27 protein-coding genes are annotated in these 25935 nt (G+C 60.9%); 15 read left to right on the top strand and 12 right to left on the bottom strand.

The features are described 5' to 3' along the window. The first annotated feature begins 86 nt into the window (after positions 1 to 86). Positions 87 to 554 carry an Lrp/AsnC family transcriptional regulator gene (locus HEP89_RS07625; RefSeq protein ID WP_023002331.1) on the top strand — a complete coding sequence of 156 codons (468 nt, stop codon included), beginning with the start codon at positions 87 to 89 and terminating at the stop codon, positions 552 to 554. 4 nt (positions 555 to 558) lie between these two features. On the opposite strand, the gene HEP89_RS07620 is transcribed toward HEP89_RS07625, so the two are convergent. After that, positions 559 to 1098, bottom strand: a complete 540-nt coding sequence (locus tag HEP89_RS07620; RefSeq protein ID WP_168691715.1) for a hypothetical protein — start codon at positions 1096 to 1098, stop codon at positions 559 to 561. 151 nt (positions 1099 to 1249) lie between these two features. Here HEP89_RS07620 and HEP89_RS07615 point away from each other — a divergent pair, with 151 nt between their 5' ends. Continuing rightward, on the top strand, positions 1250 to 1993 hold the full coding sequence (locus HEP89_RS07615) for a tellurite resistance TerB family protein (protein ID WP_023002329.1): 744 nt from the start codon (positions 1250 to 1252) through the stop codon (positions 1991 to 1993). A gap of 160 nt (positions 1994 to 2153) precedes the next feature. On the opposite strand, the gene HEP89_RS07610 is transcribed toward HEP89_RS07615, so the two are convergent. Genes HEP89_RS07610 through HEP89_RS07600 form a run of 3 tightly spaced genes read right to left on the bottom strand, consistent with a single transcriptional unit; the run spans position 2154 to position 4800 of the window. Next, on the bottom strand, positions 2154 to 3221 hold the full coding sequence (locus HEP89_RS07610) for a TRAP transporter substrate-binding protein (RefSeq protein ID WP_286201033.1): 1068 nt from the start codon (positions 3219 to 3221) through the stop codon (positions 2154 to 2156). Between the two features lie 29 nt (positions 3222 to 3250). Continuing rightward, positions 3251 to 3574: a 2Fe-2S iron-sulfur cluster-binding protein gene (locus HEP89_RS07605; protein WP_168691714.1), complete on the bottom strand. Its 324-nt coding sequence runs from the start codon at positions 3572 to 3574 to the stop codon at positions 3251 to 3253. Between the two features lie 50 nt (positions 3575 to 3624). Further along, entirely contained in the window at positions 3625 to 4800 is a 1176-nt protein-coding gene (locus HEP89_RS07600) for a cytochrome P450 (protein ID WP_168691713.1), read from the bottom strand. Between the two features lie 149 nt (positions 4801 to 4949). On the opposite strand from HEP89_RS07600, the gene HEP89_RS07595 reads away from it, so the two are divergent. After that, the gene (locus HEP89_RS07595) at positions 4950 to 5888 is read left to right on the top strand and encodes a LysR family transcriptional regulator (RefSeq protein WP_168691712.1); all 939 of its coding nucleotides are present in this window, start codon (positions 4950 to 4952) and stop codon (positions 5886 to 5888) included. A 21-nt stretch (positions 5889 to 5909) separates the two neighbouring features. On the opposite strand, the gene HEP89_RS07590 is transcribed toward HEP89_RS07595, so the two are convergent. Next, complete coding sequence (locus HEP89_RS07590; RefSeq protein WP_168691711.1) at positions 5910 to 7013, bottom strand: citrate synthase/methylcitrate synthase; 1104 nt, start codon at positions 7011 to 7013, stop codon at positions 5910 to 5912. 76 nt (positions 7014 to 7089) lie between these two features. Here HEP89_RS07590 and HEP89_RS07585 point away from each other — a divergent pair, with 76 nt between their 5' ends. Further along, positions 7090 to 8259 carry a citrate/2-methylcitrate synthase gene (locus HEP89_RS07585; protein WP_075284145.1) on the top strand — a complete coding sequence of 390 codons (1170 nt, stop codon included), beginning with the start codon at positions 7090 to 7092 and terminating at the stop codon, positions 8257 to 8259. Between the two features lie 199 nt (positions 8260 to 8458). Continuing rightward, positions 8459 to 9553, top strand: coding sequence for a ribosome small subunit-dependent GTPase A (gene rsgA, locus HEP89_RS07580; protein WP_168691710.1), 1095 nt, complete (start codon positions 8459 to 8461; stop codon positions 9551 to 9553). A 107-nt stretch (positions 9554 to 9660) separates the two neighbouring features. Here the strand turns inward: rsgA and HEP89_RS07575 are convergent, their stop codons facing one another. From HEP89_RS07575 to HEP89_RS07565, 3 genes are read right to left on the bottom strand one after another with little or no spacing between them, the layout of a single operon-like run. Further along, positions 9661 to 10125 (bottom strand): GNAT family N-acetyltransferase, encoded by a 465-nt coding sequence (locus HEP89_RS07575; RefSeq protein WP_168691709.1) that lies wholly within the window; start codon positions 10123 to 10125, stop codon positions 9661 to 9663. Positions 10126 to 10131: 6 nt separating this feature from the next. Continuing rightward, on the bottom strand, positions 10132 to 10977 hold the full coding sequence (locus HEP89_RS07570) for an isocitrate lyase/phosphoenolpyruvate mutase family protein (protein WP_168691708.1): 846 nt from the start codon (positions 10975 to 10977) through the stop codon (positions 10132 to 10134). Positions 10978 to 11024: 47 nt separating this feature from the next. Next, on the bottom strand, positions 11025 to 11204 hold the full coding sequence (locus HEP89_RS07565) for a hypothetical protein (RefSeq protein ID WP_168691698.1): 180 nt from the start codon (positions 11202 to 11204) through the stop codon (positions 11025 to 11027). On the opposite strand from HEP89_RS07565, the gene HEP89_RS07560 reads away from it, so the two are divergent. Further along, a complete protein-coding gene (locus HEP89_RS07560) occupies positions 11203 to 11850 on the top strand; it encodes a pyridoxamine 5'-phosphate oxidase family protein (RefSeq protein ID WP_075284159.1) in 648 nt (215 codons plus the stop codon). The genes HEP89_RS07565 and HEP89_RS07560 overlap by 2 nt on opposite strands. Here the strand turns inward: HEP89_RS07560 and HEP89_RS07555 are convergent, their stop codons facing one another. Continuing rightward, entirely contained in the window at positions 11851 to 12318 is a 468-nt protein-coding gene (locus tag HEP89_RS07555; RefSeq protein WP_168691707.1) for a DUF1203 domain-containing protein, read from the bottom strand. It lies immediately after the preceding gene. A gap of 100 nt (positions 12319 to 12418) precedes the next feature. Beyond that, on the bottom strand, positions 12419 to 12841 hold the full coding sequence (locus HEP89_RS07550) for a GNAT family N-acetyltransferase (protein ID WP_023002317.1): 423 nt from the start codon (positions 12839 to 12841) through the stop codon (positions 12419 to 12421). 236 nt (positions 12842 to 13077) lie between these two features. Here HEP89_RS07550 and modB point away from each other — a divergent pair, with 236 nt between their 5' ends. From modB to HEP89_RS07505, 9 genes are all read left to right on the top strand, one after another. Continuing rightward, positions 13078 to 13785, top strand: a complete 708-nt coding sequence (gene modB, locus HEP89_RS07545) for a molybdate ABC transporter permease subunit (RefSeq protein ID WP_168691706.1) — start codon at positions 13078 to 13080, stop codon at positions 13783 to 13785. Beyond that, positions 13778 to 14899: a molybdenum ABC transporter ATP-binding protein gene (gene modC, locus HEP89_RS07540; RefSeq protein ID WP_168691705.1), complete on the top strand. Its 1122-nt coding sequence runs from the start codon at positions 13778 to 13780 to the stop codon at positions 14897 to 14899. Before modB ends, modC begins: the two co-directional genes overlap by 8 nt. 43 nt (positions 14900 to 14942) lie before the next feature. Next, a complete protein-coding gene (locus tag HEP89_RS07535; protein ID WP_023002314.1) occupies positions 14943 to 16739 on the top strand; it encodes an ATP-binding protein in 1797 nt (598 codons plus the stop codon). 16 nt (positions 16740 to 16755) lie between these two features. Beyond that, a complete protein-coding gene (locus HEP89_RS07530; protein WP_023002313.1) occupies positions 16756 to 18090 on the top strand; it encodes a sigma-54 dependent transcriptional regulator in 1335 nt (444 codons plus the stop codon). Between the two features lie 146 nt (positions 18091 to 18236). After that, entirely contained in the window at positions 18237 to 18668 is a 432-nt protein-coding gene (locus HEP89_RS07525; protein ID WP_031269919.1) for a carboxymuconolactone decarboxylase family protein, read from the top strand. Position 18669: 1 nt separating this feature from the next. Continuing rightward, a complete protein-coding gene (gene sigJ, locus HEP89_RS07520; RefSeq protein WP_168691704.1) occupies positions 18670 to 19584 on the top strand; it encodes an RNA polymerase sigma factor SigJ in 915 nt (304 codons plus the stop codon). Positions 19585 to 19857: 273 nt separating this feature from the next. Further along, positions 19858 to 20865, top strand: a complete 1008-nt coding sequence (locus HEP89_RS07515) for a DctP family TRAP transporter solute-binding subunit (RefSeq protein WP_075284138.1) — start codon at positions 19858 to 19860, stop codon at positions 20863 to 20865. 125 nt (positions 20866 to 20990) lie between these two features. After that, positions 20991 to 21611, top strand: coding sequence for a TRAP transporter small permease (locus HEP89_RS07510; RefSeq protein WP_023002309.1), 621 nt, complete (start codon positions 20991 to 20993; stop codon positions 21609 to 21611). A gap of 10 nt (positions 21612 to 21621) precedes the next feature. Further along, complete coding sequence (locus HEP89_RS07505; RefSeq protein WP_023002308.1) at positions 21622 to 23226, top strand: TRAP transporter large permease; 1605 nt, start codon at positions 21622 to 21624, stop codon at positions 23224 to 23226. A gap of 314 nt (positions 23227 to 23540) precedes the next feature. Here HEP89_RS07505 and HEP89_RS07500 read toward each other — a convergent pair whose 3' ends face one another. Both HEP89_RS07500 and HEP89_RS07495 read right to left on the bottom strand, forming a co-directional pair. Then, positions 23541 to 23822: an SCP2 sterol-binding domain-containing protein gene (locus HEP89_RS07500; RefSeq protein ID WP_023002307.1), complete on the bottom strand. Its 282-nt coding sequence runs from the start codon at positions 23820 to 23822 to the stop codon at positions 23541 to 23543. A gap of 283 nt (positions 23823 to 24105) precedes the next feature. Then, a complete protein-coding gene (locus HEP89_RS07495) occupies positions 24106 to 25905 on the bottom strand; it encodes an IlvD/Edd family dehydratase (RefSeq protein WP_023002305.1) in 1800 nt (599 codons plus the stop codon). Positions 25906 to 25935: the final 30 nt, after the last annotated feature.

Here is a 25935-nt window from a genome sequence, read left to right as displayed (position 1 = left end):
CCGTGAAGGACGCGCAGTGTGTGTGCAATCCACGTGTTTTCGCGTAAGATGATGCACGAAACATGCAGGATATTTCGGAGTGACGCATGACGATTGCGCTGGATGGCTTTGATGTGAAGTTGCTTGCCGCCTTGCAGAACAATGCCGCCCTCACCAATGCCGAGTTGGGTGACGTGATCGGCCTGTCCGCAAGCCAGGTTTCCAGGCGGCGGCAGAAACTGGAAGAAGCGGGTATCATCCGCCGGTACCGGGCGGCACTGGATCCGGAAGCCCTGGGTCTGATGGTGACGGCCTATGTCGGCGTGACGCTTGGCGCGCATTCCAGGGAAAACGCCCGCAAGTTCCGCAACATGGTGACCGCCATGCCGGAAGTGCAGGAGGCCCACACGCTGACCGGCGATGTCGATTACATGCTGAAGATCGTGGTGCCGGACCTGAAGGCGCTCAGCCACATCATCAACGACGAGCTACTGCCTCAGGAGGCGGTCCATCATGTGCGCTCGTCCATTGCCATGGAAACCTTGAAGGACGACAATCTGCTGCCGCTGAAATGACCGCTCAAAGCCCCAGCCAGCCCATGAGATCGGTCCAGAAATCCTTGCGCAGGCCTTTGAGATCCGGTGCCGGGTTGCCGTATGGGTCCGCCAGGCAGACATCGGAAAACCCGGTCTTGCCGGAGAGAAGACATCGCTCCGGTTCACAGGTGATCGTGTCGGAGAGATAGATCCGTTTTCCCGCAAAGGTCTTGAATGCGAGTTCCGGTTTGTCCTGCCTTGTTCCCGAGGTGAAGACATAGGTCGGAAACTCGCTGCCGCGCGGCTGGCCGCGGTCCTGGATCGCATGGATGTACAGCAGGCTTCCGGGCGCATCTTCACGCGAGCAGCCCTTGATGTTGAAGGCATATAGATTGCCGGTCGTGCTTTCGCCTGCATCGGCAAGCGTGCGCGAATAGGCGCTCAGCAGATCCTCCTGCCAGATCTTGCGGTAGGTATCGGCCTCGTCGTTCAGCGACAGGGCATGCGCACTCCCGCTCCCCAAAGTCCCGACGATGAGGCAGCATCGTAGGGAAAGACTGCGGACTGAGGCGAGGAAGTTCAAGATTGTTCTCGTTGTTGTCTGGAAGACAAGCTTTGTGGATTGGAGAAGTGTGACCGAGTGTAACGCAAACTTGCGTCCCTTGCAGAAAATCCCATTTGATAGTGCAACCGTGATTTAAGCCGTTCCACGCGGCAATTTTAAGGAGCCGAATATGTTCGACGCAAAATCCTTGCTGGATCAGTTTCTGGGGACCCAGGGCGGTGGTCAATCCGGCCAGCGCGGGACTGCCCGCAAGGGCGGATCCGGTGACCTCCTGTCCCAGGGCAAGGATTTTCTGTCGTCCCAGGGTGGCGGTCTGGCACTCGGCAGCCTGGCCGGTCTCATGCTTGGCAGCAAGAGCGGACGCAAGCTCGGCAAGAAGGCAGTCACCTACGGCGGCCTCGCACTGGTTGCCGGCCTTGCCTACAAGGCCTACCAGGGCCACAAGGCCAACCAGCAGAACGCACCGCGCCCACAGTATCCGGCCGATGATCCGATCCCGCTGGAAGCACCGCGCGGCACCGCCTTCGATCCGTGCGAGCATCCGGGCGGCGAACATCAGGCCGCAATCGCTCTGTTGACGGCAATGATCTCCGCCGCAAAGGCCGACGGTCATATTGATCGCGACGAACAGGACCGGATTTTCGACAAGATCGACGAGGCCGGACTGGACAGCGAGGCGAAGGCGTTCCTGATGGACGAATTGCGCTCGCCGCTTGATCTGGACAAGGTCGTGGCCAGTGCAACCTGTGAGGAGACTGCAGCCGAAATCTACGCCGCGTCGCGTCTTGCCATCGATCCGGATCATCCGGCGGAAAAGGCTTACCTGCAGATGCTCGCTGCCCGGCTTGGTCTGGAAGACGGCCTCGTTCAGGAGATCGAATACGCCGTTCGCGAAGCGCAGATGGCGGGATGACCGGCAAAACGGCGTAAATAAAATCGGGCGTCCCGTGACCACAGATCACGGGACGCCCTGAATAACCGGCACATGCCGCGCGGCCGTCGAAAAGGCAAGCCGCGAAGCGAGCCCAAAGGCACGCAGCCCTGTGGGGGAGCCGCACACCACCCCTGGCCGGCTATTTCCCGGTGTTCTCCTCGATCAGCTCGATGGCGCGCTTGTAAAGCCCTGTGCCGTCCATGCCTTTCTCGTCCATTTCGGCCACCCATTTTTCAATCGTCGGTGCCGAGGCTTCCTTCCAGCGGGCAACCTCCTCCGGTGGAAGGACAATCATCCTCGCCCCCTTCTCGATCGCTTCGTCGCGAGGCTTGGCATCGTCCCGCTGCATCTGGCCACCTGCGAATCCGGACAGTTCAAGACCGGAGTTCTTGTCGATGATCGCCTTCAGGTCGTCGGGCAGTCCGTCATAGGCCGCCCGGTTCATGCCCAGCACGAAGGTTGCCGTGTAAAGAGCATCGTCACCGAAATCCGTGTGGTTGCTGACGAGTTCGTTGATCTTGAGTGCGCCGGTCACCTCCCACGGCACCACGGTGGCATCGATAACGCCCTTGGACAGGGCTTCCGGAACCGCCGGCACAGGCATGCCGACAGGTGTTGCCCCAAGTGAACTGAACATGTCGTTGGTCACCCGCGTCGGGGCCCGCAGCTTCACGCCGTTCAGGTCGTCGAGCGAGTCGATCGGGTCCTTGGAGTGGATCAGCCCGGGCCCATGCACCCAGAGCCCCAGAACCTTCATGTCCTTGAAGTCCTGCTCCAGCATGGTTTCCTCCGCCAGTTGCCAGAAGGCACGCGACACGGCTTCGGCATTGGTCATGACGAAGGGCAGTTCGAAGACTTCCGTCCTTGGAAAGCGGCCGGGTGTATAGCCAGGCAAGGTCCAGACGATGTCAGCGATGCCGTCGATAGCCTGGTCGACCAGTTCCGGCGGCTTGCCGCCAAGCTGCATGGCCGGGAAATGCTGGAACTCGATCCGCCCGCCCGATTCTTCCTCGATCCTCGCCATCCACGGTTCAAGGATGTTCTTCGGCACACTGGCTTGCGCCGGCAGCATCTGGTGCAGCCGCAGCGTGACCTCCGCTGCCACGGCCTGGCCAGCCGTAAGGCTCAGTGAAAGCGCCGCCACGGCGACCGCTCCCACGGTGAGCGCACCTGCGGCCACCGATCTCATCATCCGGTACTTCGACATGGTTTCCTCCCTTGTTCGAAATCGTTTCCTCACGCCTGCTCGTCCGGCAGATGCACCACCAGTCCGTCGAGCGCACCGGTCAGCCTGATCTGGCAGGACAGGCGGGATGTTTCGCGCAAGTCTGCGGCCGCGCATTCCAGCATGATTTCCTCGCCCTCCGTGCGCGCGCCGGTCCTGTCGCTCCACGCCTCGTCCACGTAGCAATGGCAGGTGGCGCACATCATGGCCCCGCCGCATTCGGCAAAGATGCCATCGACCCCGTGGCTGACAGCCGTTTCCATGACGCTCGCCCCTTCGCTCGCATCTATGGTCTTCCGGCTGCCGTTCGGCTGGACGAAGGTGATCTGCACCATGCGGTTTTCCCTTCAGCCGGCTCTAACCCGGCCCGGTTGGTTTCTTTTTGTCAGTTCAGTTTGACGGGCAGGTTCAGGGGGCCACGGAAACCGAAACCGCTCCAGACAACGTCTTCGGGCTTGTCCAGCGTCATGCCGGGGAACCGTTCGAACAGCATCGGCAGCATGATTTCCCCGACAGTCCGCCGCGAGATATGGGCGCCGGCACAATGGTGCGGGCCGCTGCCGAAGGCCTGATGCGGCGCTTTCTTTCGAAAGACGTTGAAGGATTCGCCGTCCTCGTAGAGATCCTCGTCGCGATTCGCCGATGCCTGGATGGTCATCAGCGTCACGCCTTCGGGAATGTCGATGCCGTCGATTTCCAGATCCCGCGTCGCCCGGCGAGACGACGCCTGGATCGGCGCAACCCAGCGGACACCTTCCTCGAATGCATCCGCCCAGGCGTCCTGCCGCTTCACTTCCTCAAGCTGGTCCGGATTGGTCAGCAGGCCATAGATGATGGTTGCCAGCGCATCGCGCGGCTCGTTGATGCCGCCACCGATGGCAATCTTGATGTTGGCGTAGATCTGGCTTCTGGGGATCGGGTCGCGGGCATTCAGCATGACAGAGAACGCGGAGTTGTTGGGCTCTGCCAGATGCCGGGCAATCAGGCTGTCGAACACGGCATCCATTTCGGCATTGGCCGCATCGGACCGGGCAAATGGTTCATCCGCGAAGCCGAAATTGCCGGCGCCGTCGATCAGCACCTGCGACCAGCGCTGCATGTCGGCGTCGCAGACTTCGTCGAGACCCAGGATGTGGGCGAGGATGCGGGCTGCCACCGGTCCGCAAAGGTCAGTGAAAAGGTCGACCGTTTTGCCTCGTGGGAGCCGGTCGAGATACTCCGCGGCAATCTTGCGGTAGAGATCGGCCCAGTCTGTCTTGATGACCTTGGGCGAGAAAGCCGGTTGCATGGCCATGCGCTCGCGCCGGTGTTCCTCGCCGTCCTTGCGCATCAGCGTGTGGGCCAGAAAGGCGCGCCGCATTGGTGTGACAGGATCGTCCGAACTGTAAAGTTCGGGATCGTCCTTCACCATCTTGGTGTGTTTCGCCTTGGTCAGAAAGATACGGTTTGCCGCCGGAACCTGAACGATCGGCGTTTCGGCCCGCATCCGTTTGTAGATCGGATAGGGGTCGCGCGTCAGGTCCGCAAGCGTCAGCGTTTCGTCGACAGGTGCGACCGCCATCTGCCTTCTCCTCCCAAATCCGGCACTGACGGCAGGTTAAGCGGGCGGAATAATATCAAGCAATACGATTGACTTTATAGTTGTCATCGAATTTTTTGATTTTACAAACCGTGGCGAGTGTTCTTGCCGGATCCGGGAGGAAATTGCCGATGCCGGGCGATCCGTTGGAAGTCGATTTTCGGGCGCTGCAGGTCTTGGTCTGGGTGCACCAGCTCCGTTCGTTCACGCGTGCGGCGGAAGAACTCGGCGTCAATCAGTCAGCGGTCAGCTACACGATCAACAAGTTGCGGGACGTGTTTCAGGATCCGCTATTCGTCCGTCAGGCCCGTCGGCTCCACCCGACGCAACGCTGCGAAGATATCGTCCATCAGGCCAAACGGTTGACGGCCGAGTTCCGGCAACTGGTCGCTCCACCTGATTTCGATCCGAAGACGGCGGCGCAGACCTTCACCATCGCCTGCAACTTCTATGAACGCGTGCTGATCATTCCGGAAATCGTTCATTTTCTGAAACGCGAAGCGCCCAACCTGGACCTGGAGATCATCGATGCGTCGGGGATCGGTCACGAACGCCTGCTGCGCAACGAGGCGGATCTCCTGCTTGGTCCGTTCGAACGGTCGGACCCGCATTTCTACAGGCGCGACCTTTATCAGGATCGCTACGTCTGCCTGCTCGACCCGGAGCATCCAAAAGCCGGAGCGGCACTGAGCCTGGACGATTATCTGGATCTCGACCACGTGCTCGTCACCTACGGCGGTCAATGGCGGTCGCGCTACATCATCGAGCTTGAGCGCATGAACAAGGACTTGAAAGTCGCCTTGCGTGTGCCGAGCCCGGCCGGGCTGGAGCGTCTGGTTGCCGGATCGAACCTCGTCGCCACGGTGCCGGAACGGCTGTCCAGATCAGTTGCGGATGGACTTCTTGTAGTTCCCTGTCCAGTGGAAACGTCGGTGACGATCAGCCTCGTGTGGACCACCCTCAACCACCGTGCACCGCTGCACATGTGGGTGCGCGACATGGTCTACCGGCTGAACACACGCGCCCGGAAGGCGGATGATCCGCCTTCCGGACTGGGTATCTCGCGGTAACAAGCTTTCAGCCGGTCTCCGTCATGCGGGGCTCGGCCCGACATAATGCGACGATGGCCGGATCAACTTTCCGGTTTCCTGCTGTTCCAGAACATGGGCGCACCAGCCTGGTGTCCGGCCGACGGCAAACAGCGGCGTGAACAGGGTCCGGTCGATGCCGATCGCGTCCAGCAGGACGGCGGTATAGAACTCCACGTTGGTTTCCAGCGGGCGGTCGGGCTTGGCGGTTTTAAGTGCGGCAAGCGCTGCCTGTTCGATCTCCTCCGCCAGACGTACTTTCGGGTTCTCAGGCCCAAGCAAGCGCAGTCCTGCCTTCAGGACGTCCGCGCGCGGATCCCTTGTCCTGTAGATCCGGTGACCGAAACCCATCAGCCGCTCCTTGCGTGCCAAGGCTTCGCCAATCCAGGCAGCTGCGTTTTCCGGACTGCCGATCGCATCGATCATGTCCAGCACTGGGCCAGGCGCGCCGCCATGCAGCGGCCCGCTGAGCGCGCCCATCGCACCAACAACGGCCTGTTTGAGGTTCGCCTGGGTCGAGCCGATCACGCGCGCCGTGAAGGTGGAAGCGTTCAGCCCGTGATCCAGGATTGTCACCAGATAGCGATTGAGCGCGGCGGCATGGTCGGCAGGCGGCAGCTCGCCTGTCAGCATGCGCAGAAGATCGGTCGCGGTCTCCAGAGTGCTGTCCGGTGCGATCGGCGTCTGTCCCCTGGCAATCCGGTGAGAGGCGGCCAGAAAGACGGGCAATGCGCCGCTGATCGCAATCGCGTCGGGCAGGCCGGTGGACATCGGCAAGGCAGCCAGGCCCAGCTGCATGCGTTCATAAACGCCGAGGCTGGAAGGGGCAGCTTCAAGAACCGGCATGACGGCAAAAGCAGCCCGCCGGGCATCACCGAAAGCCTCACGCAGGGAAGAAGCCTCAGACATCTGAAAATCCTGCCACAGATGCCGGACGGCCTCCTCGAAGCTCAGCTTGCCGGCCAGATCTTCGATATGGCGGCCATAGAGGATGAGGACACCTTTTTGGCCGTCGACATGGCTGAGCATGGTGGTGGCTGCAACAACGCCCTCCAAACCGGCAATCGGGTCCGGCGTCATCCCGGCGGGGTTCGGCGCTTCGGTCATGGCTATCTCCTTTTCTTTCCCGGTCAAATAGAAAGAGAAGATTGCATTGATCAATGTTGATAATTAAAATCAATGTATGAGCAAGCCAATCTACCTGTCCGCCCGTGAAGCCGCCGCCGAACTCGGTGTTCAGCCGGCAACCCTCTACGCCTATGTCAGCCGGGGGCTGATCAATTCCGTTGCCGGTCCGGGCAAGCAGCGCCGCTACGACGCGGTGGATGTGCGCCGCATGAAAGGCCGCAAGGCTGCCGACGACTACTCCGGTGCTCGGCCCTTGACCGGCGACCCGGTGCTGGAAACCGAACTGACGCTGATTTCGGAAGCCGGTCCGGTCTATCGTGGCCGGCCGGCGGTCGATCTGGCGCAAACCTCCACGCTTGAAACCGTTGCGACCCTGCTCTGGGCGTCGCAGGAAGACCCGTTTGCCGAAAGCGCTCCATTGCCCCCGCCCAACCTGCCGGAAGGGCTTGCGCCGCTGGACCGGCTGATGGTCGCGCTTGCCGCCTGGCCGCTGCAGGACAAGGCGGCCTACACCCAGGCACCCAAGCTTCTGCAGGTGAAAGGCGCTGCCCTGCTGCGCTACGCGGTTGCAGCTCTTCTCAACGCAGATCCGGTCGACGTGCCGATCCACACGCAGATTGCCAACGCTTTCGGCGTGTCGTCTTCGGCGAAGAATGTGATCCGGGCGGCGCTGATCCTGTGTGCCGATCACGAGCTCAACACCAGTGCCTTCGCGACGCGCTGCGCTGCCTCCACCCGGGCGCCCCTCCACGCAGCCCTCATTTCCGGTCTGGGGGCCTTTGCCGGTCCGCGCCACGGTGCTGCATCCGACAGGACAACGGCATGGCTGTCCGATGTCGGGCCGGACACCGACATAGAAACCCTGCTTTCGGACCGGTTGAGCCGGGGGGAGCCCCTGCCCGGCTTCGGTCACACGATCTACCGCGGGCCGGATCCGCGCGCCGCATGCCTGCTCGACGTGCTTTACCGCAGCGAGCCCGCGCACCCCTTCGTCCAGCGTCTGCCGGGTTTGATTACGGTCGCGCGTGACCTGTTCGGCGAAGCGCCGAACATCGATCTTGCCCTGGCGGCCACACAAAAGACCTATGACCTGCCGAAGGACGCCGGCAAGATCATCTTCTGCGCTGCCCGCATGACCGGATGGATCGCTCATGCGCTGGAGCAATACGCGGCGCCGGAACAGATCCGGCCTCGGGCCGCCTATGTCGGCGAGCGACCGGAATAAGCCTGGTCACTTTTGCGGGATGCTTGTATCGGGGCGTCTTTGCGACTACTTGTAACGGGCACCTTCGAGGTGCGTCCCATGGAGATTGGATGTCAGAGATTGCGTGAGCAGGCTCTCTGAAGATCAGAGAGCCTTGAATACATGAACCGGTGCCTTGGTGGGCGCCCGATGACGTGTGTTTAATTCACGAGACAATCCAATGGTACGGAACTATTCCGACTTCTTTCCCGCACGCCCCAAAAACGATGGGCCGGACAAAAACACTTCACGGCTTCTTTCGCTTGGCTGGCGGCCCTATTTTGCACAACAGATCAGCTCCGACGAGCTGACGGCAACACCGCCCGTCCGTGTTGTCGAGGTCCATCGAAACGCGCTTCACGTGGTCGGCGAAGGGCTGGACGAAGCGATCCTGCCTGTCAGGAACGCCACGGTAGGCGACTGGTTGCTGCTGGACCGCGCTCATCCGCCATCAAGCCGGGTGCTGGAGCGGCAGAGCCTGCTCAAGCGTCGTGCATCCGGAACCGATCGACAGATCCAGCTGATCGCGGCCAACATCGACACGGTGTTCGTGGTGTCTTCCTGCAATCAGGACTTCAATATTGCCCGGCTGGAGCGGTACATCGCGCTTGCTTTCGAGGCCGGTATCGATCCGGTGATCGTCCTGACCAAGTCGGATCTGGCGAGCGATCCGGAAAGCTATGTCGATCAGGCTCGGACGATTTCGAATTCGGTTCCGGTCGTGACGCTGGACGCGCGTGGCGATGAGCCGGGCCTGAAACTCGCGGCCTGGTGTAAGCCGGGCAAAACAGTTGCCTTCCTTGGCTCTTCGGGCGTCGGCAAGTCGACGCTAACCAACGCGCTTTCAGGCACCGAGGACATAGCCACGCAGGCTATTCGCGAAGATGACGCCAAGGGCCGCCACACGACGACCCACCGGCAACTTCACGTGGTTCCAGGCGGTTGTCTGGTGCTGGATACACCGGGCATGCGTGAACTGCAGCTGACGGATGTGGCAGCCGGGATCGATGATCTGTTCTCGGATCTGAACGAACTGGCATCCCGTTGCCGCTTCACTGACTGCCGGCACGAGACGGAGCCCGGTTGCGCCGTTCAGGCCGCGTTGGCGGAGGGCACCCTGGAACCTGGCCGGCTGAACAGGTGGCGAAAGCTGAAGGCGGAAGAAGCCTTCAACTCTGCAAGTCTGGCGGAGCGCAGGTCCAAGGATCGGGCATTCGGCAAGATGGTCCGAAGCGTCATGAAGCAGAAGAAGCAGAAAACCTGGGGCGCGGAGTAGCGGGTCTGGAAGGCCAAGGCTTACGTAGCTGCTGCCATCCGGGGTCGGGCTCTGCCCGGCCCCGGATCAATGCTTTGCAGCGCATCCGGAGTTGGCAAGCAGCTTGGTCACAGTTTCAGCCGCATGTGGACGATCCGCTTGTCGCCGCGCTGTTCCTCATGGGTTTCCGTGAAGCCCGCACGCTGGTACCAGGCCCGGTTTTCGGTCATGAGCACGTTGGTATAGAGCCGGATTTCGCTCAGCCCGAAGTCCGCTGCCCGCCGCCGCGCCCAGTCGAGCAGCTGCCTGCCACGGCCCTTGCCCTGCTCTTCCGGATCAACGGCAATGCTTTCGATCAGGAGATGGTCCGGATGCCGGATCAGAACGAGGCTGGCGGCAAGAGTGGTGCTGGAGCGGAGCACCCAGACGTCGTCCTGCCGGATATGGGCGGCATAATCGGCGGTCATTGGCACGGGCACGGCGTTGATGACCGGGATATAATGCGCATAGGCCCGCCGGGCGAGTTCGGTCATTGCGACTGCATCACCCGGGTTCGCCAGGTCAAAGCCTTCGGAAACCTGTGAGGCGTCCATTACGGATCAGGGCCTTGTTTTCATGAAGGATTCGAAATCGGGAATTCCTTCCGGCATGGTTTCGGTCCTGTCGAAACAGCCGAACGTGCCACCGTCTTTCATGTCTTCGGCAGCAGCAATGAAGGCGCGGTAGGCAAGCCGTGCCAGACCTGCCCCGATGGAGACACGCGTAACGCCCATGTCGCCCAGTTCCTTGCGGGTCAGGTGGAAGTTCTTGCGCCCGGCCAGGACGTTCATCGGCGCTTTCACGGCGGCCAGAACGGCGGCAATCTGTTCCTTGTCCTTCAGCTCCGGTGCATAGACGCAATCGGCACCCGCCTCTGCAAAGGCGTTCAGCCGCTTGATGGTCTCGTCAAGTTCATGCTGCGTCTGGACGGGTCCTTCACTGCGGGCAGTCAGAACGAAATCCGGAGCCAGCCGGTTCTTGGCATCCACCGCCGCCTTGATCCGCTCCACCGCCAGCTCCAGATCGTAGTAGGGATGTTTCGGATCCGTCGTGTAATCCTCGATGGAGCAGCCGGCGAGGCCGACCTCGATCGCCCCCTTGACCGTTGCCACCACATCGTCCGGGCTGTCGCCGAACCCGTTCTCCAGGTCACCGTTCACCGGCACGCTGGTCGCGGCAATGATGTCGGCGGCATGTCCGAGCGCATCGTCGCGCGTGATCAGTCCTTCGGCATCCTTCACGCCTTGCGTCCAGGCATATCCTGCGCTGGACGTGGCCATCGCGTCAAACCGCAACCCGTCCAGCATGCGGGCTGTACCGATATCGAAGGGATTCGGCATCAGGAAAGCACGCCCTTTTTCGTGAAGAGCTTTGAAGGCGGCACGGCGTTTGGCTGCGGTCGGCATGGCCGGATCTCCCTTGAGGTGTATTTCGCAAAGATTACCGCTAAAGTTTAAATCGGCAATGCGATCCCTTTATGATGGGTGCGATGTTGCTCAGGTAAGATCCAGTTTAGCCATAATCGGGGCGCCAGTTTGGAAAAACCGTGATTCCAGCGAAACGCCTTGTCTTTGCGTTCGCAGCGCCGTTTGATGGTGAAAGCGCCAGCAGGCAGATCCAGGGAGGTTGCCATGCCGGAAGATCCCACGACTCTTTCAGATTTCAACGACCCGATAACAACAGTTGACCAGCTCGAAGCCCATGCCGGAACCGCGCCCGAAAAGGTGAGGGTAAAGGAGATCAAGGCACTGGACGACCTGTGCAGGCAGTTCATTGCACGGTCCCCCTTCTGCCTGATCGCGACGGTTGATCCGGAGGGCGTGATCGATGTGAGCCCCAAGGGGGACCCGGCCGGTTTTGTCACCGTCTTGAGCGACAAATTGCTGGCGATCCCCGACCGCCCCGGAAACCGCCGCCTCGACAGCTACCACAATCTGCTGAAGGACCCGCGCGTCGGACTTATTTTTCTGATCCCGGGCAAGGGCGAGACCTTGAGGGTGTCGGGCAGAGCCCGCATCGTCCGGGATGCCTGGTTGCTGGAGCGGATGCAGGTGGAGGGCAAACAGCCGGCGATGGCGCTGGCAGTGGAGATCACCCGGGCATTCATGCATTGCCCGAAGGCGATGGTCCGCTCGAAGATCTGGCAACCGGAAAGCTGGCGCAATGCCGATGACCTGGGCGACATCGGCGATGCGATGATCCGGCATGGCAAGCTGAAGCAGACCCCGGAGGCTCTTCTGGAAGAAGCCACCTCCGAAGGCTTGCTTAGGCTTTATTGATCAGGTCCATGCGGTGCGTGAAACCCTTGCCGCGTAGCAGCCGCGGCGAGCAAAATGCAGGTGAATGTAGTCGACTTGCGGATTGTCGAAGAACGTCCGGATGACACCTTCCAGCTCGCGGCCTTCAACGACTTCCGCGTCGATCATCTCGTGGGCCCGGTTGAAGGCTCGTGCCGACAGCAGGCGCTTCGCCACGACTTCCGGGATCGTGTCCGGGTCCGGATGGTTTTCCTTCGCGCCATCGGCGACAAAGATCGCATGCCGGGAGCGGTAGGGCGTTTCGCCAGGTTGATGCTCGAAATTGAGCAGGTAAACCCGGGTGCCCGGGGCTGCATCGGCAAGTGACACACGGCAGGGAAACGCTCCGTCCGAAATGTGCACCTGAATGCCCTTCTGCGCGAGTTCCGTGTCACTCAGGCTGCTCAAATGTGCAAACTCGGTGGCGGGAAGAGGCTCGATCTGAAACATGGTGTTGTCTCCTCAATGGTTGTGAGAAGACCCTAGGCGGCTCAAAACGCCCAAACGACCCGATTTGCGAGCGGGAATATATTTTCCCGCCACCGGTCTGTCAGGCCGGGTTTTTGACACCTGCCCGGCGTGCCATACCCAGGGAAACCGGCGCGGTTTCTTCAAAGCCGAATTGGGCATAAAGCGCATTGGCGGGAACATCGGCAATCAGGCTGACATAGGTCGAGGGCGGGAATGCGCTTTCGATATGGGCAGTCAGGGCTGCCATGATGCGCTTGCCAAGGCCCTGCCCCTGGTAGGCGGGCAAAACCGCGATATCCGTTACCTGGACAAAACAGCCGCCGTCACCGATGAGACGCCCCATGCCGATCGCTTCATCACCGTCATAAAGCATCACGCAAAACAGGCTGTTCTTCAGCCCGATTTCCGCCGCGTCCCTGCCGTAGCCGCTCAGCCCGGAATCGACCCGCAGGCGCAAATAGGTATCGATGTCGGGGACCTGGGTCTTCAGCGAGATTGTCATGCAGTGTCCTGGAATCGGCTGCAACAAGGAGGGAACGCGACCCTAGCCGATCGCACCGGCGCTGGCCATCGGAATAGACATGCTCAAGCCGGACAGGGGCTGTTGACCCCAGGCACGCTGCTTTGCATTGAAGGCTCAGGACAAACGACATCTTGCGTTCCTGCGGTGTTCTAACCGATAACGGCAGGTGGCTGAGAAAATTCGGCCGCGTACCCGAACGAGAAGACTGAGCAGACGTGGATTTTTTCAATCTCCAGCCCGGGGAATGGCAGGCCCTTCTCTTGACCCTCAAGGTCGCTTCTGCCGCCCTCGCTGTCGCGCTGCCGCTTGCCGTTCTGATGGCCTTCGTACTTGCCCGCTACCGGTTCACCGGCCACGGCGCCGTCAATGCTCTTGTGCATCTGCCGCTCGTCTTGCCACCGGTGGTCACGGGCTACGTGCTGCTGCTGACCTTTGGCCGCAAGGGTCCGGTCGGATCGTTTCTGGACAGTGTCTTCGGTGTCACCTTCGCCTTCAATTGGACCGGTGCAGCGCTTGCTGCCGGTGTGATGGCTTTTCCGTTGATGGTCAGGCCGATCCGTATTTCCTTCGAAGCCGTGGACCCGAAACTGGAAGAAGCGGCCAAGTCTCTCGGTGCCCATCGCCTGACCGCCTTTCTGACGGTCACCCTGCCTCTTGCCCTGCCGGGAATTCTCGGTGGCGCGATCCTGGGCTTTGCAAAGGCCATGGGCGAATTCGGTGCCACCATAACCTTCGTCTCCAACATTCCCGGGGAGACAAGAACCCTGTCTCTGGCGCTCTATACCGCCACCCAGACCCCTGGTGGAGAACTGGCTGCCTTCCGCCTGACGCTGATTGCGGCCTTTGTCGCCTTTGCGGCGCTGATCACCTCGGAAGCACTGGCGCGCCGATTGCGCGCGCGCATGGGGGGCGGTCATGCTTGATGTCGACATCACCGGCCGTGTCGGTCAGCTCGATCTTGAAGCCCGGTTCAACAGCCGGGGCGGGGTGACATCGCTTTTCGGCCAGTCGGGCGCCGGCAAGACAACGCTCACCAACATGATCGCCGGGCTGATCAAGCCGCTCAGTGGACATATCACCGTCAACGGCACGACCCTCTTTGACGCGAACAAGAATATCAACCTCTCGGTGCAGGCACGCAGGATCGGTCACGTCTTTCAGGACGCCCGGCTGTTTCCGCATCTCAGCGTTGCCTCGAACCTCACCTATGCGCGCTGGGCGGGCCGCAGGCCTGGGACCCGGGACATGGCCGAAGTGGTCGATCTGTTGGGGTTGGCTGGGCTCCTGGAGCGAAAGCCCGGAACTCTCTCTGGCGGCGAGAGGCAACGGGTGGCCATCGGGCGGGCGCTTCTGTCGGACCCGCGGCTCCTGATCATGGACGAGCCGCTGGCCAATCTCGATCAGGCGCGGCGAAACGACATTCTTCCCTATCTGGACCGTTTGTGCGTGGAGGCGGGAATCCCGATCCTCTATGTCAGCCATTCCATCGAGGAAGTGGCGCGCCTGTCCAACACGCTCGTGATCCTGTCGGATGGACGCACGCCCGCCTTTGGACCGGTGGCCGACATGCTCGCGCGAACCGATCTGGGCCGGGCAACCGGCCGTCACGAGGCCAGTGCACTGCTGGAAGGTATCGTCACCAGATGTGACCCGGACTGGGGCCTGACCGATGTCGATATCGGCGGAGCCACACTGCAGATACCGGATATGGCAGCCGTGCCGGGCGATGCGGTGCGCCTGCGCATCCGGGCCAGGGACGTTGCCCTGGCAGTCAAACCGCCGGAGGGCCTGTCCATCCGCAATGCCTTCGCGGCGACAATCCGCAGTATTTCGAGTGAAAGCGGTCCCTATGCGGAAATCCTTTGCTCCGTCAGCGGACAGGTGCTGCGTGCCCGCATCACCCGCGCGTCCGTTGCCGACCTCGATCTCCACACAGGCAAGGACGTCACGGTTCTGATCAAGAGCGTTGCCATTGACCGGCGCCAGCGTGCACCGGCCCTGTCGGACACGGCTACCGGGGAGGATTTCGCTGGATAAGGCTCCCGCTTCACGCGGCGCGCGGCTTGTTTATACTGACGCGATGTTGCGCAAGACCAAGCGCCGGACCTGGCGCAGGCTGAAGATCGGTATCGGAGCGGCGGCGATCCTGTCGACGGTCGCACTGATGTGGCTGACCGGGCTTGCCAGCTTGCGGATCACGCTTGCGGAGGTGGAAACCGGTGCGCGGGCGAATCTTGCTGTTCAGACAGCCGTGCTCGAAAGACTTCTCGACAAGTTCCGCCTGCTGTCGCCGCTGTTGGCACGTGGTCCGGATATCGGTCAGTTGCTGATGAGCACGGGCAGGTCCGGAGACCCCGGCATCGCCGCGATCGCTGCCGGCATGTCGGGCGCGGAAGAGATCTGGCTGATGGACAGGCAAGGCAATGTCGTGGTTTCCAGCCAGGATGGTGTGCCGACGGGCTCCTTCGGCGGGGCGGAACGCATCGGACATGCCTTCGAACAGGCCCTACAGGGCCAGCTCGGCCGGCAGCTCATCCCCGGTACGCCAGAGGCCGCATCGAACTATGTCTTCGCCTCGCCCTTGCGCCGGGGCAGCTCCATCGTCGGCGTGATTGCCGTCCGGGTCAGTCTGGAAGACGTCGAGCAAGCCTGGGCACTCAGCAAGGAACCGCTGGTCGCGCTGGATGGCAGTGGCCGGATTGTGGTCACCAACGTTCCCGCATGGCGCGGCAAGCGGATGGACGAGCTTTCTGTCGGCCGGGATATCGCCGACATGTCGGTAGCTGAGCGCATCGAGGTCCTGCTGCCGGCAACGCCGTCTCCCTACTATTACCTGCAATTGACGGAGAACTTGGCCGTTCTCGGCTGGCAGGTCAGAACGCTTGTGACGATCGAGGATGCCCGCCAGCGATCCGGCTGGGCCATGCTGGTCGCGCTTCTGGTCTGTGTGATCGCCGCCGGAGGTATCGCCATCCTGATCGTCAGGCGGGAAGAATTCGTGCGCCAGGAACGACGCAACCGGGCGAGCGCGCTGCGCCTGGAGCGCCGTGTGCAATCACGGACTGCGGATCTTCGCCGCACCAACGTCCTTCTGGAACAGGAAGTGCGCGAGCGCGAACAGGCTGAAGCCGATTTGCGTCTGGCCCAGGCCGAACTCGTGCAGGCAGCCAAGCTGGCAACGCTCGGCCGGATGTCTGCGGCTCTCAGTCACGAGTACAACCAGCCACTGGCAGCTATCCGTTCCGATGCCGAAGTGGCAGGCATGCTGATCGAGCGGGGGCGTGCGGACGAGGCCCTCGGCAATCTCTCGCGGATCGAAGGCATGGTCAGCCGCATGGCCGAAATCGCCAAGACGCTGAAAGGCTTCACGCGCAAGTCGGGCACCGACATCAAGCCGGTGTCCCTGCGCCAGGTGATCGACGAGGCAACGTTGCTGCTACAGCCACATATCAAGCAGAGCAAGGTGCGTCTCGATCTGGCGCTGCCGACAGAGGATATCATCGTCAAGGGCGGGCGTATCCGCCTGGAGCAGGTGGTCATCAATCTCCTGTCCAACGCACTTGATGCGGTCAGCGGCAACGCCGCATCGCTTGCCATGCCCGAAGTGCGCCTGGAACTGAGGCAGGAAGGCAGCGAAGCGGTGCTGACCGTCAGTGACAACGGCACAGGCATCGATGCCGATGTGTTGCCACAGATTTTCGACCCGTTTTTCACCACCAAGGATGTCGGCGCCGGGCTCGGGCTGGGCTTGTCGATTGCCTACAAGATCGTTCATGACTTTTCCGGATCGCTGAAAGCGGCGAATCGCGACGGTGGCGGTGCGGTGTTCACCATGCGCCTGCCGGTGGCCGATGAGCATGTCCTTGCAGCGGAATGAAATGAGATAGGCGTTAATGGATCAGGCGACCGTCCTACTGATTGACGATGAAGCGGACCTGCGTGGCTCCTTGAGCCAGGGGCTGGAGTTGTCCGGCCAGGCGGTGTTTGCAACCGGTGAACCGGAAGAAGCCCTGGAGCGGGTCAACCGCGGGTTCTACGGCGTGCTTGTTACAGATATTCGCATGCCCGGGACGGACGGGTTCCAGGTCATGAAGCGGGCCTTCGAGATCGATCCCGCCCTGCCCGTGGTGCTGATCACCGGCCATGGCGATGTGCCACTGGCGGTCGAGGCCATGCGCGCCGGTGCCTATGATTTCATGGAAAAGCCCTTTTCCGTTTCGCGCCTTGCCTCCGTGGTGGAACGCGCGCTCGACAAGCGCCGGCTGGTGCTGGAAAACCGAAAGCTGCGCGAGGAACTGGCAGACCGAACGGGCCTGGAAAGCCGTCTCGTGGGGCGCACCGCCGCCATGGAACTGCTTCGCCGCAATGTCACGGCCCTGGCGGCAACCGATGCCGATGTGCTGATCCTGGGGGAGACCGGCTCCGGCAAGGAGGTGGTCGCCCGGGCACTGCATGACGAAGGTCCCCGCAAGGAAAAGCCTTTCGTCGCCCTCAATTGCGGCGCGCTTCCCGCCGAAATCATCGAATCTGAACTCTTCGGCCACGAGAAGGGCGCCTTTACCGGTGCCAGCGGACAGCGCATCGGCAAGCTGGAACATGCCCATGGGGGCACCGTGTTTCTGGACGAAATCGAATCCATGCCGCTGGAACTGCAGGTCAAGCTGCTGCGCGTGATCGAGACCCGGACAATCGAACGGCTCGGCTCCAACAAGGCGATCGAACTGGATGTGCGCTTCATCGCGGCCACCAAGGAAGACCTTGAGGCCGCCGGCAAGGAAGGCCGGTTCCGGCTGGACCTGTTCTACCGGCTCAATGTCGTCAACGTTGCCATTCCACCGTTGCGCGACCGGCTGGAGGATATCCCTCTCCTGTTCCGGCATCTGGCGGTGGAAGCCCGGGCACGCTACCGGCGCGAGATCCCGGACATCAACGAGGAATACCTCGCCGAGCTGATGGCTCGGGACTGGCCGGGCAACGTCCGCGAGTTGCGCAATGTCGCCGACCGTTTCGTGCTCGGTGTCGAGCTGGTCAACGCGCCCAGCAGCGGGGCCGGATCCACCTTATTCGAACAGGTCGCGACATATGAACGGGCGTTGATCGTCGCCGAACTCAAGCGCAACGACGGTGCCATCAAGCCCACTTACGAGAACCTTGGGCTCTCGCGAAAGGCGCTCTACGAGAAGATGCGCAAATACGGTCTCGGCAAGGACGAAGCGCTTTCCGTCTGACAATGACCTGATTTCCTTGCCGTCCCGGCTCGCTGGGCGGGTCGGCAAAACGATGGCCGGAAAAAGTTTCGGGCCGGTGTCACAAATCGCTGCACCCGGTCGTCAACCCTGTGTCACACCCTGAAACCTGAATGGAAGACACGCCAATGACGACCTCTAATGCCATCAATCACTACGAAAATGTCCCCGATATCGTAAAGCGTTTCGTCGCTGCCAGTGGTGAGATCGGCAAGGCAGGACTGGAGCCGAAACTGCGGCACCTGATCGATCTGCGTGCATCGCAGATCAACCAGTGTGCCTATTGCGTGAAGATGCACACCCAGGAAGCACTCGACGCGGGCGAGACCCAGGAGCGTTTGCAGCGCCTGACGGTCTGGCGGCACGTTGATGACTACACGCCGGCGGAGAAGGCGGCCTTTGCCTGGACGGAAGCCTTGACCAGTCTTCAGGTCGATACGAACTATGAGGCATTGCGCGGTGAATTGCGCCGCCACTTCGATGACGCCGAGATCAGTGCGATCACCGCCGCGGTCGCGATGATCAATCTGTGGAACCGGGTACAGGTATCGAACCACTGACATGAGTGACGCTCCAGGCATCGATGTTTTCGAGACGGTACGCCCGAAGCTGATGGGGCTGGCCTATCGCATGCTCAGCTCCATGGCGGATGCCGAGGATGCGGTGCAGGACACATACCTGAAGTGGCAATCCACGGATCGTGCCGGAATTCTGAATCCGGAAGCATTCCTCACCACGGTCTGCACCAATTGCTGCCTGGACACTCTCAAGGCCGCTCACAGGAAACGGGTCGACTATGTCGGCCCGTGGATCCCCGAACCGCTTCAGTTCGAAAGTGGCTCGGACCCGGAGACCGACCTGGACAGGGCACAATCCCTGACGACGGCGTTCCTCCTGCTGCTGGAGCGCCTCAGCCCGAAGGAGCGCGCCGCCTACCTGCTGCGCGAGATCTTCGCAAAGCCCTATGACGAAGTTGCCGAAACTCTGGGGGTTACCGAACAGGCCTGCCGCCAGTTGGTGTCCCGGGCAAGCAGACATGTGCAGGGTCCGACCTCCCGTTTTGTTCCTCCGGCCGATCATCAGGACCGGATCCTGTCTGCCTTTCTCACCGCAATTGAAACAGGGTCCACGGACCACCTGACGGGCCTTCTCGCCGAAACAGTACAACTCCAGTCCGATGGTGGCGGCAAGGCAACGGCCATGAGCCGGATCCTGGAAGGCGCGGACGAAGTCGCTCGCTACGCGGTTCTTATTCTTGGCCGTCTCTGGGAGCCCTGCCAGATCAAGATACTGGATCTGAACGGAACGCGTGGCCTCGTCATGTTCTACGGCGACGAGATCGTGACAGCTGTGATGTTCGCCTATGACGCCGATGGGCGGCTGGAGCGTATCTACAACATGCGCAATCCGGACAAGCTGGGAAGCCTGAAGGTCAAGCTTCGCCACGACCGGTCTTCAGGCGCTATCTGGCACTGATAATTCGGCGCTTTACGGCTTAAAATATGATGTAGCAGGCCTGAAATGTGTCGGTTTCGACACATCCGGTTTGATGCCATGTGTCTGACTCGACCCATAAACGAAAGTCTCTCCCGACCAGGTTCATTTGAAACTTTTTGTTAACCTGCAGAAATCGGCGCTTTTTGTTGTTCTTCCGGCACTTGGCACGGACTTTGCCAATAAGGTGCCGACCAGCCACCACGCTGTCCGGCCCGAATGGCCGTCATACTGAAATGTCTGGGAGGACATCCGATGAAAAAATTCGCTCTCGCCGCAGCTACCGCGGCGTCTCTGGCCCTGTCTGCGAACGCTTATGCGGCTGACGATTGCAATGACGGTGAAATCGTCATCAAGTTCAGCCACGTGGTTGCCGCAACCGGCCACCCGAAAGGCGACGCTGCCACGCTGCTGGCGGAACGCGTCAACGACGAGATGAACGGCAAGGCCTGTATGCAGGTGTTCCCGAACTCTCAGCTGTTCGACGACGACAAGGTAATGGAAGCTCTTCTGCTCGGCGATGTTCAGCTTGCTGCACCGTCGCTTTCCAAGTTCGAAGCCTACACGCTGAAATTCCGCCTGTTCGACCTGCCGTTCCTGTTCCAGGATCTGGACGCCGTCGAGCGCTTCACCACCGGTGAAAACGGCAAGGAACTCCTGAACTCCATGACCGACTACGGTTTCCAGGGCCTCGGCTACTGGAGCTCCGGCCTGAAGCAGTTCTCCGCCAACAAGCCGCTGCTGGTTCCGGACGATGCAAAAGGCCTGAAGTTCCGCGTGCAGACCTCTGACGTGGCTGTTGCCATGATCGAAGCCATGGGCGCCAACGCTCAGAAGCTGGCCTTCAAGGAAGTCTACGGTGCACTGCAGACCGGTGTCGTGGACGGTCAGGAAAACTCCTGGTCCAACATCTACACCCAGAAGTTCTTCGAAGTGCAGGACGGCATCACCGAAACCAACCACCAGCTGCTTGCTTACCTGCTCGTCACTTCCGACGAGTGGCTGGACAGCCTGGATCCGGAAGTTCGTGACCAGTTCCTGACCATCGTGGAAGAAGTCACTGCAACCGCAAACGGTAACGTGGCAGCTGCTGAAGCCAAGAACCGCCAGAACGTTCTGGATGCCGGTTCCACCATTCGTGAACTGACCCCGGAGCAGCGCAAGGCATGGGTTGGCGCCATGAAGCCGGTTTGGGACAAGTTTGAAGGCGATATCGGTAAGGACCTGATCGACTCCGCCGTCGCTTCCAACAACGCCAGCTAAGGCTGACCTGAAACAACTCCTGGAAGGGCCGGATCGTCCGGCCCTTCTGCCAAGGTCCTGCGGCCGCCTGCGCAACCATGCCGGCGGACACGCTGATAACCAAGAGGCCAATTCGGGGGAAACGCATGCAACGCGTCGACAATTGGGTCACGCGCTTCGAGGAAGGTGTACTCGCCTTTCTCCTGGCCGCCATGACCATCGTATCCTTCACCCAGGTGGTGGCGCGATACGGCTTTAATTCCGGCTGGACCGGTGCCCTGGAATTCACACGTATCCTGTTCGCCTGGCTGATCCTTTTCGGCATGAGCTATGGCGTCAAAATCGGCTCGCATCTGGGCGTCGATGCGGTCATCCGCCTGTTTCCCAAGCCGGTGTTCCGGGCTGTTGCCGTATTCGGTGCGCTCTGCGGCGTTGTCTATGCGCTGACGCTGCTCTGGTCGGAATGGCTGCACATCTTCGGTCTCGATACCAGAGGCGGCGCGATCGACTATTGGTCCAAGATGTACAAGATCGGCATCGGTCTCGACGACCTGCGCTATCCCGACGCGATCATTGAAACCTTCGGCACGAAAGAGCGTGTTCAACGCTGGATCGCTTATCTGATCCTGCCCATCGGCCTGTTCCTGTTCATGTTCCGCTGCATCCAGGCGGCCTGGCAGATCATTACCGGCGAGCGCGAGATGATGATCGCCGCGCATGAGGCGGAAGACCTCGTCGCTGAAAACAAAGACGTCTTGAAGGACTGAGGCCGGGGCAATGGAAGCAGCAATTCTCTTCATTCTCGTCCTCGGCTTCTTGTTCCTGGGCGTTCCGATCTCCATTTCGCTCGGCTTGTCCAGCGTTCTGGCGATTGCCATCTTCTCCAACGATTCCATCTCGTCGGTGGCGCTGCAGCTGTTCACGGCGTCGCAGAATTACACACTCCTGGCGATTCCCTTCTTCATTCTGGCATCGGCCTTCATGTCGACGGGCGGTGTTGCAAAGCGCATCATCCGCTTCTCGATCGCGTCCGTCGGTGCGATCCGGGGCGGTCTGGCCATCGCCGGCGTCTTCGCCTGCATGCTGTTTGCAGCTCTGTCAGGCTCTTCGCCCGCAACCGTGGTCGCGATCGGTACCATCGCCATCGCCGGCATGCGGCAGGCAGGCTACACGAAGGAGTTTGCGGCGGGCGTCATTGCCAATGCCGGTACGCTCGGCATCCTGATCCCGCCTTCCATCGTCATGGTGGTCTATGCGGCTGCAACCAACGTTTCCGTTGGCCGCATGTTCCTTGCCGGTGTGGTTCCAGGGCTGATCGCCGGTCTGATGCTGATGATCGCCATCTATGTCATGGCACGGGTCAAGAACCTGCCGGCCCAGCCGTGGCCGGGCTTCAAGGAAATCTGGCATGCCATGATGGAAGCGGCCGTCGGCCTGTTCCTGATGGTCATTATCCTGGGCGGCATCTACGGCGGTATCTTTACCCCGACCGAAGCTGCGGCCGTGGCAGCCGTTTACGCCTGTCTGGTGGCACTCTTCGTCTATCGCGACATGGGCCCGCTCAGTGGCATTCGCTGGGTGCAGGAACAGGACGGCCCTCTGGGACTGGCCGGTTTCAAGACCATCACCTACGGGTTTGCTGCAATGTTCGCCTGGTCGAGCATCGCCGGCATGGTCACGGACAGACAGGGTTTCTACGGCATCGACAGTGCCATTGTCCTGCTGGCTGCGCTGATTGGCTATCCGCTTCTGCGTGGCCGTGTCAGCCCTGCCGAGCTGCCGTCGATCTATGGTATCGGCGCAAAGATCTGGGGTCGGAATATCGGACTGATCGTCTGGAAGTTTCTTCCGGCCATGTTCCACAAGGACACCAAGAAGGTGATGGTGGATGCGGCGAAGACGACCATCATGCTGATGTTCATCATCGTCAACGCCCTGCTGTTTGCCCACGTGCTGACATCGGAGCGGATTCCGCAGGCAATCACCGACTGGATGGTCGGAGCCGGTTTCAACTGGTTCACCTTCCTGATCGCGGTTAACCTGCTGCTGCTGCTTGGTGGTCAGTTCATGGAACCGTCGGGCCTGCTTCTGATCGTGGCGCCGGTGGTCTTCCCGATCGGCATGGAACTCGGCGTCGATCCGGTTCACCTCGGCATCATCATGGTCGTGAACATGGAAATCGGCATGATCACGCCGCCAATCGGGCTCAATCTGTTCGTCACATCGGGGATAACGGGGATGAGTCTGGTGCAGGTGGTCAAGGCGGCAGCGCCGTTCGTGCTCATCCTGCTCCTGTTCCTCATCCTGGTGACCTATGTCCCGGCCCTGTCCACCTGGCTGCCCTACAGCCTGATGGGACCGGAAATCATCACAAACCGGTAACGACCCGGACCATCCAGAATCTCGAACGGCGGGCCTTGCCCGCCGTTTTTTTTGTTTGCCGGACCCGGGAGGGAGCCTTCACGTCCTTCACCGGGCCACATCCCCGCCACCTCATCCTGAGGAAGGCCAAAGGCCTGTCTCGAAGGATGGGCGGCACACTCCGAAACAAGCGGCCCATCCTTCGAGACGCCCGGCTGTACCGGGCTCCTCAGGATGAGGCTGATGGGAATGGGGGAGGTGGGAGTGGAGATCGTGGAACAAAAAAAGCCGGCCCTGTTGGGACCGGCTTGAAAAGGTCTGCTGTAAAGGCTTGCTTAGACGATGCTGCCGAGTTTCATGGCAACGCTCATGTCACCTTCCACCTGCATCTTGCCGCCCATGAAGGCAGCCGTCGGGTTCAGATCACCCGAGAGAAGGTCACCGAGGTCTTCGGCGGACATCTTGATGGTGCAGTCTGCCTCGTCATCTTCGTTGGAAACGCTGGAGCCTTGCAGGAAGATGATACCCGTTTCCCCAAGATCGAACTTGACGGATTCTTCTATACCGCCATCGGCAACCTTTGCGCGGACACCTTCGGTAAGCTGTTCCAAGGACATGTCGTTTTCTCCCGTTTGATTTGGGCCGGAGCCCGTCTTTGCCCTCTTGAAGCATGACGTTTACGTAATCGTCAAGTAGAAATCTGTGTCGAAAGAGATGCGCCGCCGGGAGCGTTTCGCCACACGCTCCGTCATCCCATGGCTTGACCATGGGATCCATGTCGTTTCACCGGCAGTGCGGCCGCCGTGATCATCGCATGGATTCCCGGATCAAGTCCGGTAATGACGGAGAATTTCAACATTTCGCGGTGCCAGAGGCAATCCAACTGACAGGATCGTAAGATCAATGATTGTCCCGCGGCAGCCCCTTGGTATGCGCGACGTCCTGGTATTTAACCGCCGGCTCCAGAACCATGCCCTTGTCGAACTGCCCGATCATGGCGCGCTGGATCTCCTGCCAGGGTGTCTGGCTCTCCGCAATCTTGAAGCCGCCCGCCGCTTCCAGGTCCGTGCGTCGTTGCGCAAGTTCCTCATCGGAAATCAGGATGTCGGCAGTGCCTTTCCTCAGATCGATGCGCACACGGTCCCCGCTTTTCAAAAGCGCGAGTCCACCCATGGCGGCAGCTTCCGGTGATGCGTTCAGGATCGACGGCGAACCGGATGTGCCCGACTGACGGCCGTCGCCGATGCAGGGCAGGGATGTAATCCCGCGTTTGATCAGGGCTGCGGGTGGCTGCATGTTGACCACCTCGGCACCGCCCGGATAACCGATCGGGCCGGTGCCCCGGATGAACAGCATGCAGTGCTCATCGATCTCAAGGTCCGGATTGTCGATGTTGTCGTGGTAATCCTCCGGTCCTTCGAATACAACGGCACGGCCCTCGAACGCTTCCGGATCGTCCGGATTGGAGAGATAACGGTCGCGGAACTCTTCCGAGATGACGCTGGTCTTCATGATGGCGCTGTCGAACAGGTTGCCCTTCAGGTTGATGAAACCAGCCTTGTCTTTCATCGGATTGTTGAAGGGCTTGATGACGTCCGGCAGATCTGTAACGACACCGTCGCAATTGTCGCCGATGCCCTTGCCGTTGACGGTCAGCGCGCCCGGATGCGGCAGCTTGCCGTTTCGCATCAGCTCCGCGACGACGGCAGGCACGCCGCCTGCGTGGAAGTAATCCTCGCCGAGATATTCTCCGGCTGGCTGCAGATTGACCAGCAGCGGCACGTCATGGCCGATCTCCTGCCAGTCGTCGTTGTCCAGCTCCACACCCAGATGGCGGGCAATGCCGTTCAGGTGGATCGGTGCATTGGTCGAACCGCCGATGGCCGAGTTGACGACAATGGCGTTCTCAAATGCTTCGCGGGTCATGATGTCGGAGGGTTTCAGATCCTCGCGTACCATGTCGACAATGCGTTTGCCGGTCTCGTAGGAAATTGCACCGCGCTCACGGTAAGGCGCCGGAATGGCGGCCGCACCTGGAAGCTGCATGCCCAGGGCTTCGGCCAGCGAGTTCATGGTCGTCGCCGTGCCCATGGTGTTGCAGAAGCCGACGGACGGCGCGGAGGAGGCGACGAGGTCCATGAAGCCCTTGTAGTCGATCTCGCCAGCGGCAAGCATCTGGCGGGCTTTCCAGACGATGGTGCCGGAGCCCGTGCGTTCGCCCTTGTACCAGCCGTTCAGCATCGGACCGACGGACAGCGCGATGGCCGGAATATTCACCGTTGCGGCGGCCATCAGGCAGGCAGGTGTGGTCTTGTCACAGCCGATTGTCAGCACCACGCCGTCGATGGGGTAGCCATACAGCAGTTCGACGAGACCAAGATAGGCCAGGTTCCGGTCCAGTGTTGCGGTCGGGCGCTTGCCGGTCTCCTGGATCGGGTGAACCGGAAATTCGAAGGCAATACCACCGGCGTCGCGAATACCTTCGCGCACGCGCTTTGCCAGCTCCAGATGGTGGCGGTTGCAGGGTGAAAGGTCAGAGCCGGTCTGGGCGATGCCGATAATCGGTTTGCCCGACTGCAGCTCTTCACGTGTGATGCCGAAATTCAGGTAACGCTCGATATAGAGCGCGGTCATGCCCGGATTGTCGGGATTGTCGAACCAGGCGGCGGACCGCAGTTTCGGTGTTTTGGTGTCGCTCATGTCGCCTCATCCCTCAATGCACTCACAAAG

The organism is Labrenzia sp. 5N (assembly GCF_012395805.1).
Taxonomy (GTDB): Bacteria; Pseudomonadota; Alphaproteobacteria; order Rhizobiales; family Stappiaceae; genus Roseibium; species Roseibium algicola.
Note: the sequence above shows the minus strand (reverse complement) of the source record. Positions and strands in the feature narration are given on the sequence as shown.

Coding starts and splice junctions, on each gene's coding strand:
- sigJ (WP_168691704.1), top strand. CDS start 18,670: ATGAGTGACGCTCCAGGCATCGATGTTTTCGAGACGGTACGCCCGAAG.
- HEP89_RS07585 (WP_075284145.1), top strand. CDS start 7,090: ATGAGCAAGCCAATCTACCTGTCCGCCCGTGAAGCCGCCGCCGAACTC.
- HEP89_RS07530 (WP_023002313.1), top strand. CDS start 16,756: ATGGATCAGGCGACCGTCCTACTGATTGACGATGAAGCGGACCTGCGT.
- HEP89_RS07495 (WP_023002305.1), bottom strand. CDS start 25,905: ATGAGCGACACCAAAACACCGAAACTGCGGTCCGCCGCCTGGTTCGAC.
- HEP89_RS07565 (WP_168691698.1), bottom strand. CDS start 11,204: ATGGCAACCTCCCTGGATCTGCCTGCTGGCGCTTTCACCATCAAACGG.
- HEP89_RS07535 (WP_023002314.1), top strand. CDS start 14,943: ATGTTGCGCAAGACCAAGCGCCGGACCTGGCGCAGGCTGAAGATCGGT.
- HEP89_RS07600 (WP_168691713.1), bottom strand. CDS start 4,800: ATGGCGGTCGCACCTGTCGACGAAACGCTGACGCTTGCGGACCTGACG.
- HEP89_RS07615 (WP_023002329.1), top strand. CDS start 1,250: ATGTTCGACGCAAAATCCTTGCTGGATCAGTTTCTGGGGACCCAGGGC.
- HEP89_RS07555 (WP_168691707.1), bottom strand. CDS start 12,318: ATGTTTCAGATCGAGCCTCTTCCCGCCACCGAGTTTGCACATTTGAGC.
- HEP89_RS07610 (WP_286201033.1), bottom strand. CDS start 3,221: ATGTCGAAGTACCGGATGATGAGATCGGTGGCCGCAGGTGCGCTCACC.
- HEP89_RS07590 (WP_168691711.1), bottom strand. CDS start 7,013: ATGACCGAAGCGCCGAACCCCGCCGGGATGACGCCGGACCCGATTGCC.
- HEP89_RS07510 (WP_023002309.1), top strand. CDS start 20,991: ATGCAACGCGTCGACAATTGGGTCACGCGCTTCGAGGAAGGTGTACTC.
- HEP89_RS07525 (WP_031269919.1), top strand. CDS start 18,237: ATGACGACCTCTAATGCCATCAATCACTACGAAAATGTCCCCGATATC.
- HEP89_RS07625 (WP_023002331.1), top strand. CDS start 87: ATGACGATTGCGCTGGATGGCTTTGATGTGAAGTTGCTTGCCGCCTTG.
- HEP89_RS07505 (WP_023002308.1), top strand. CDS start 21,622: ATGGAAGCAGCAATTCTCTTCATTCTCGTCCTCGGCTTCTTGTTCCTG.
- HEP89_RS07570 (WP_168691708.1), bottom strand. CDS start 10,977: ATGCCGACCGCAGCCAAACGCCGTGCCGCCTTCAAAGCTCTTCACGAA.
- HEP89_RS07515 (WP_075284138.1), top strand. CDS start 19,858: ATGAAAAAATTCGCTCTCGCCGCAGCTACCGCGGCGTCTCTGGCCCTG.
- HEP89_RS07605 (WP_168691714.1), bottom strand. CDS start 3,574: ATGGTGCAGATCACCTTCGTCCAGCCGAACGGCAGCCGGAAGACCATA.
- modC (WP_168691705.1), top strand. CDS start 13,778: ATGCTTGATGTCGACATCACCGGCCGTGTCGGTCAGCTCGATCTTGAA.
- rsgA (WP_168691710.1), top strand. CDS start 8,459: ATGGTACGGAACTATTCCGACTTCTTTCCCGCACGCCCCAAAAACGAT.
- HEP89_RS07575 (WP_168691709.1), bottom strand. CDS start 10,125: ATGGACGCCTCACAGGTTTCCGAAGGCTTTGACCTGGCGAACCCGGGT.
- HEP89_RS07500 (WP_023002307.1), bottom strand. CDS start 23,822: ATGTCCTTGGAACAGCTTACCGAAGGTGTCCGCGCAAAGGTTGCCGAT.
- HEP89_RS07550 (WP_023002317.1), bottom strand. CDS start 12,841: ATGACAATCTCGCTGAAGACCCAGGTCCCCGACATCGATACCTATTTG.
- HEP89_RS07595 (WP_168691712.1), top strand. CDS start 4,950: ATGCCGGGCGATCCGTTGGAAGTCGATTTTCGGGCGCTGCAGGTCTTG.
- HEP89_RS07560 (WP_075284159.1), top strand. CDS start 11,203: ATGCCGGAAGATCCCACGACTCTTTCAGATTTCAACGACCCGATAACA.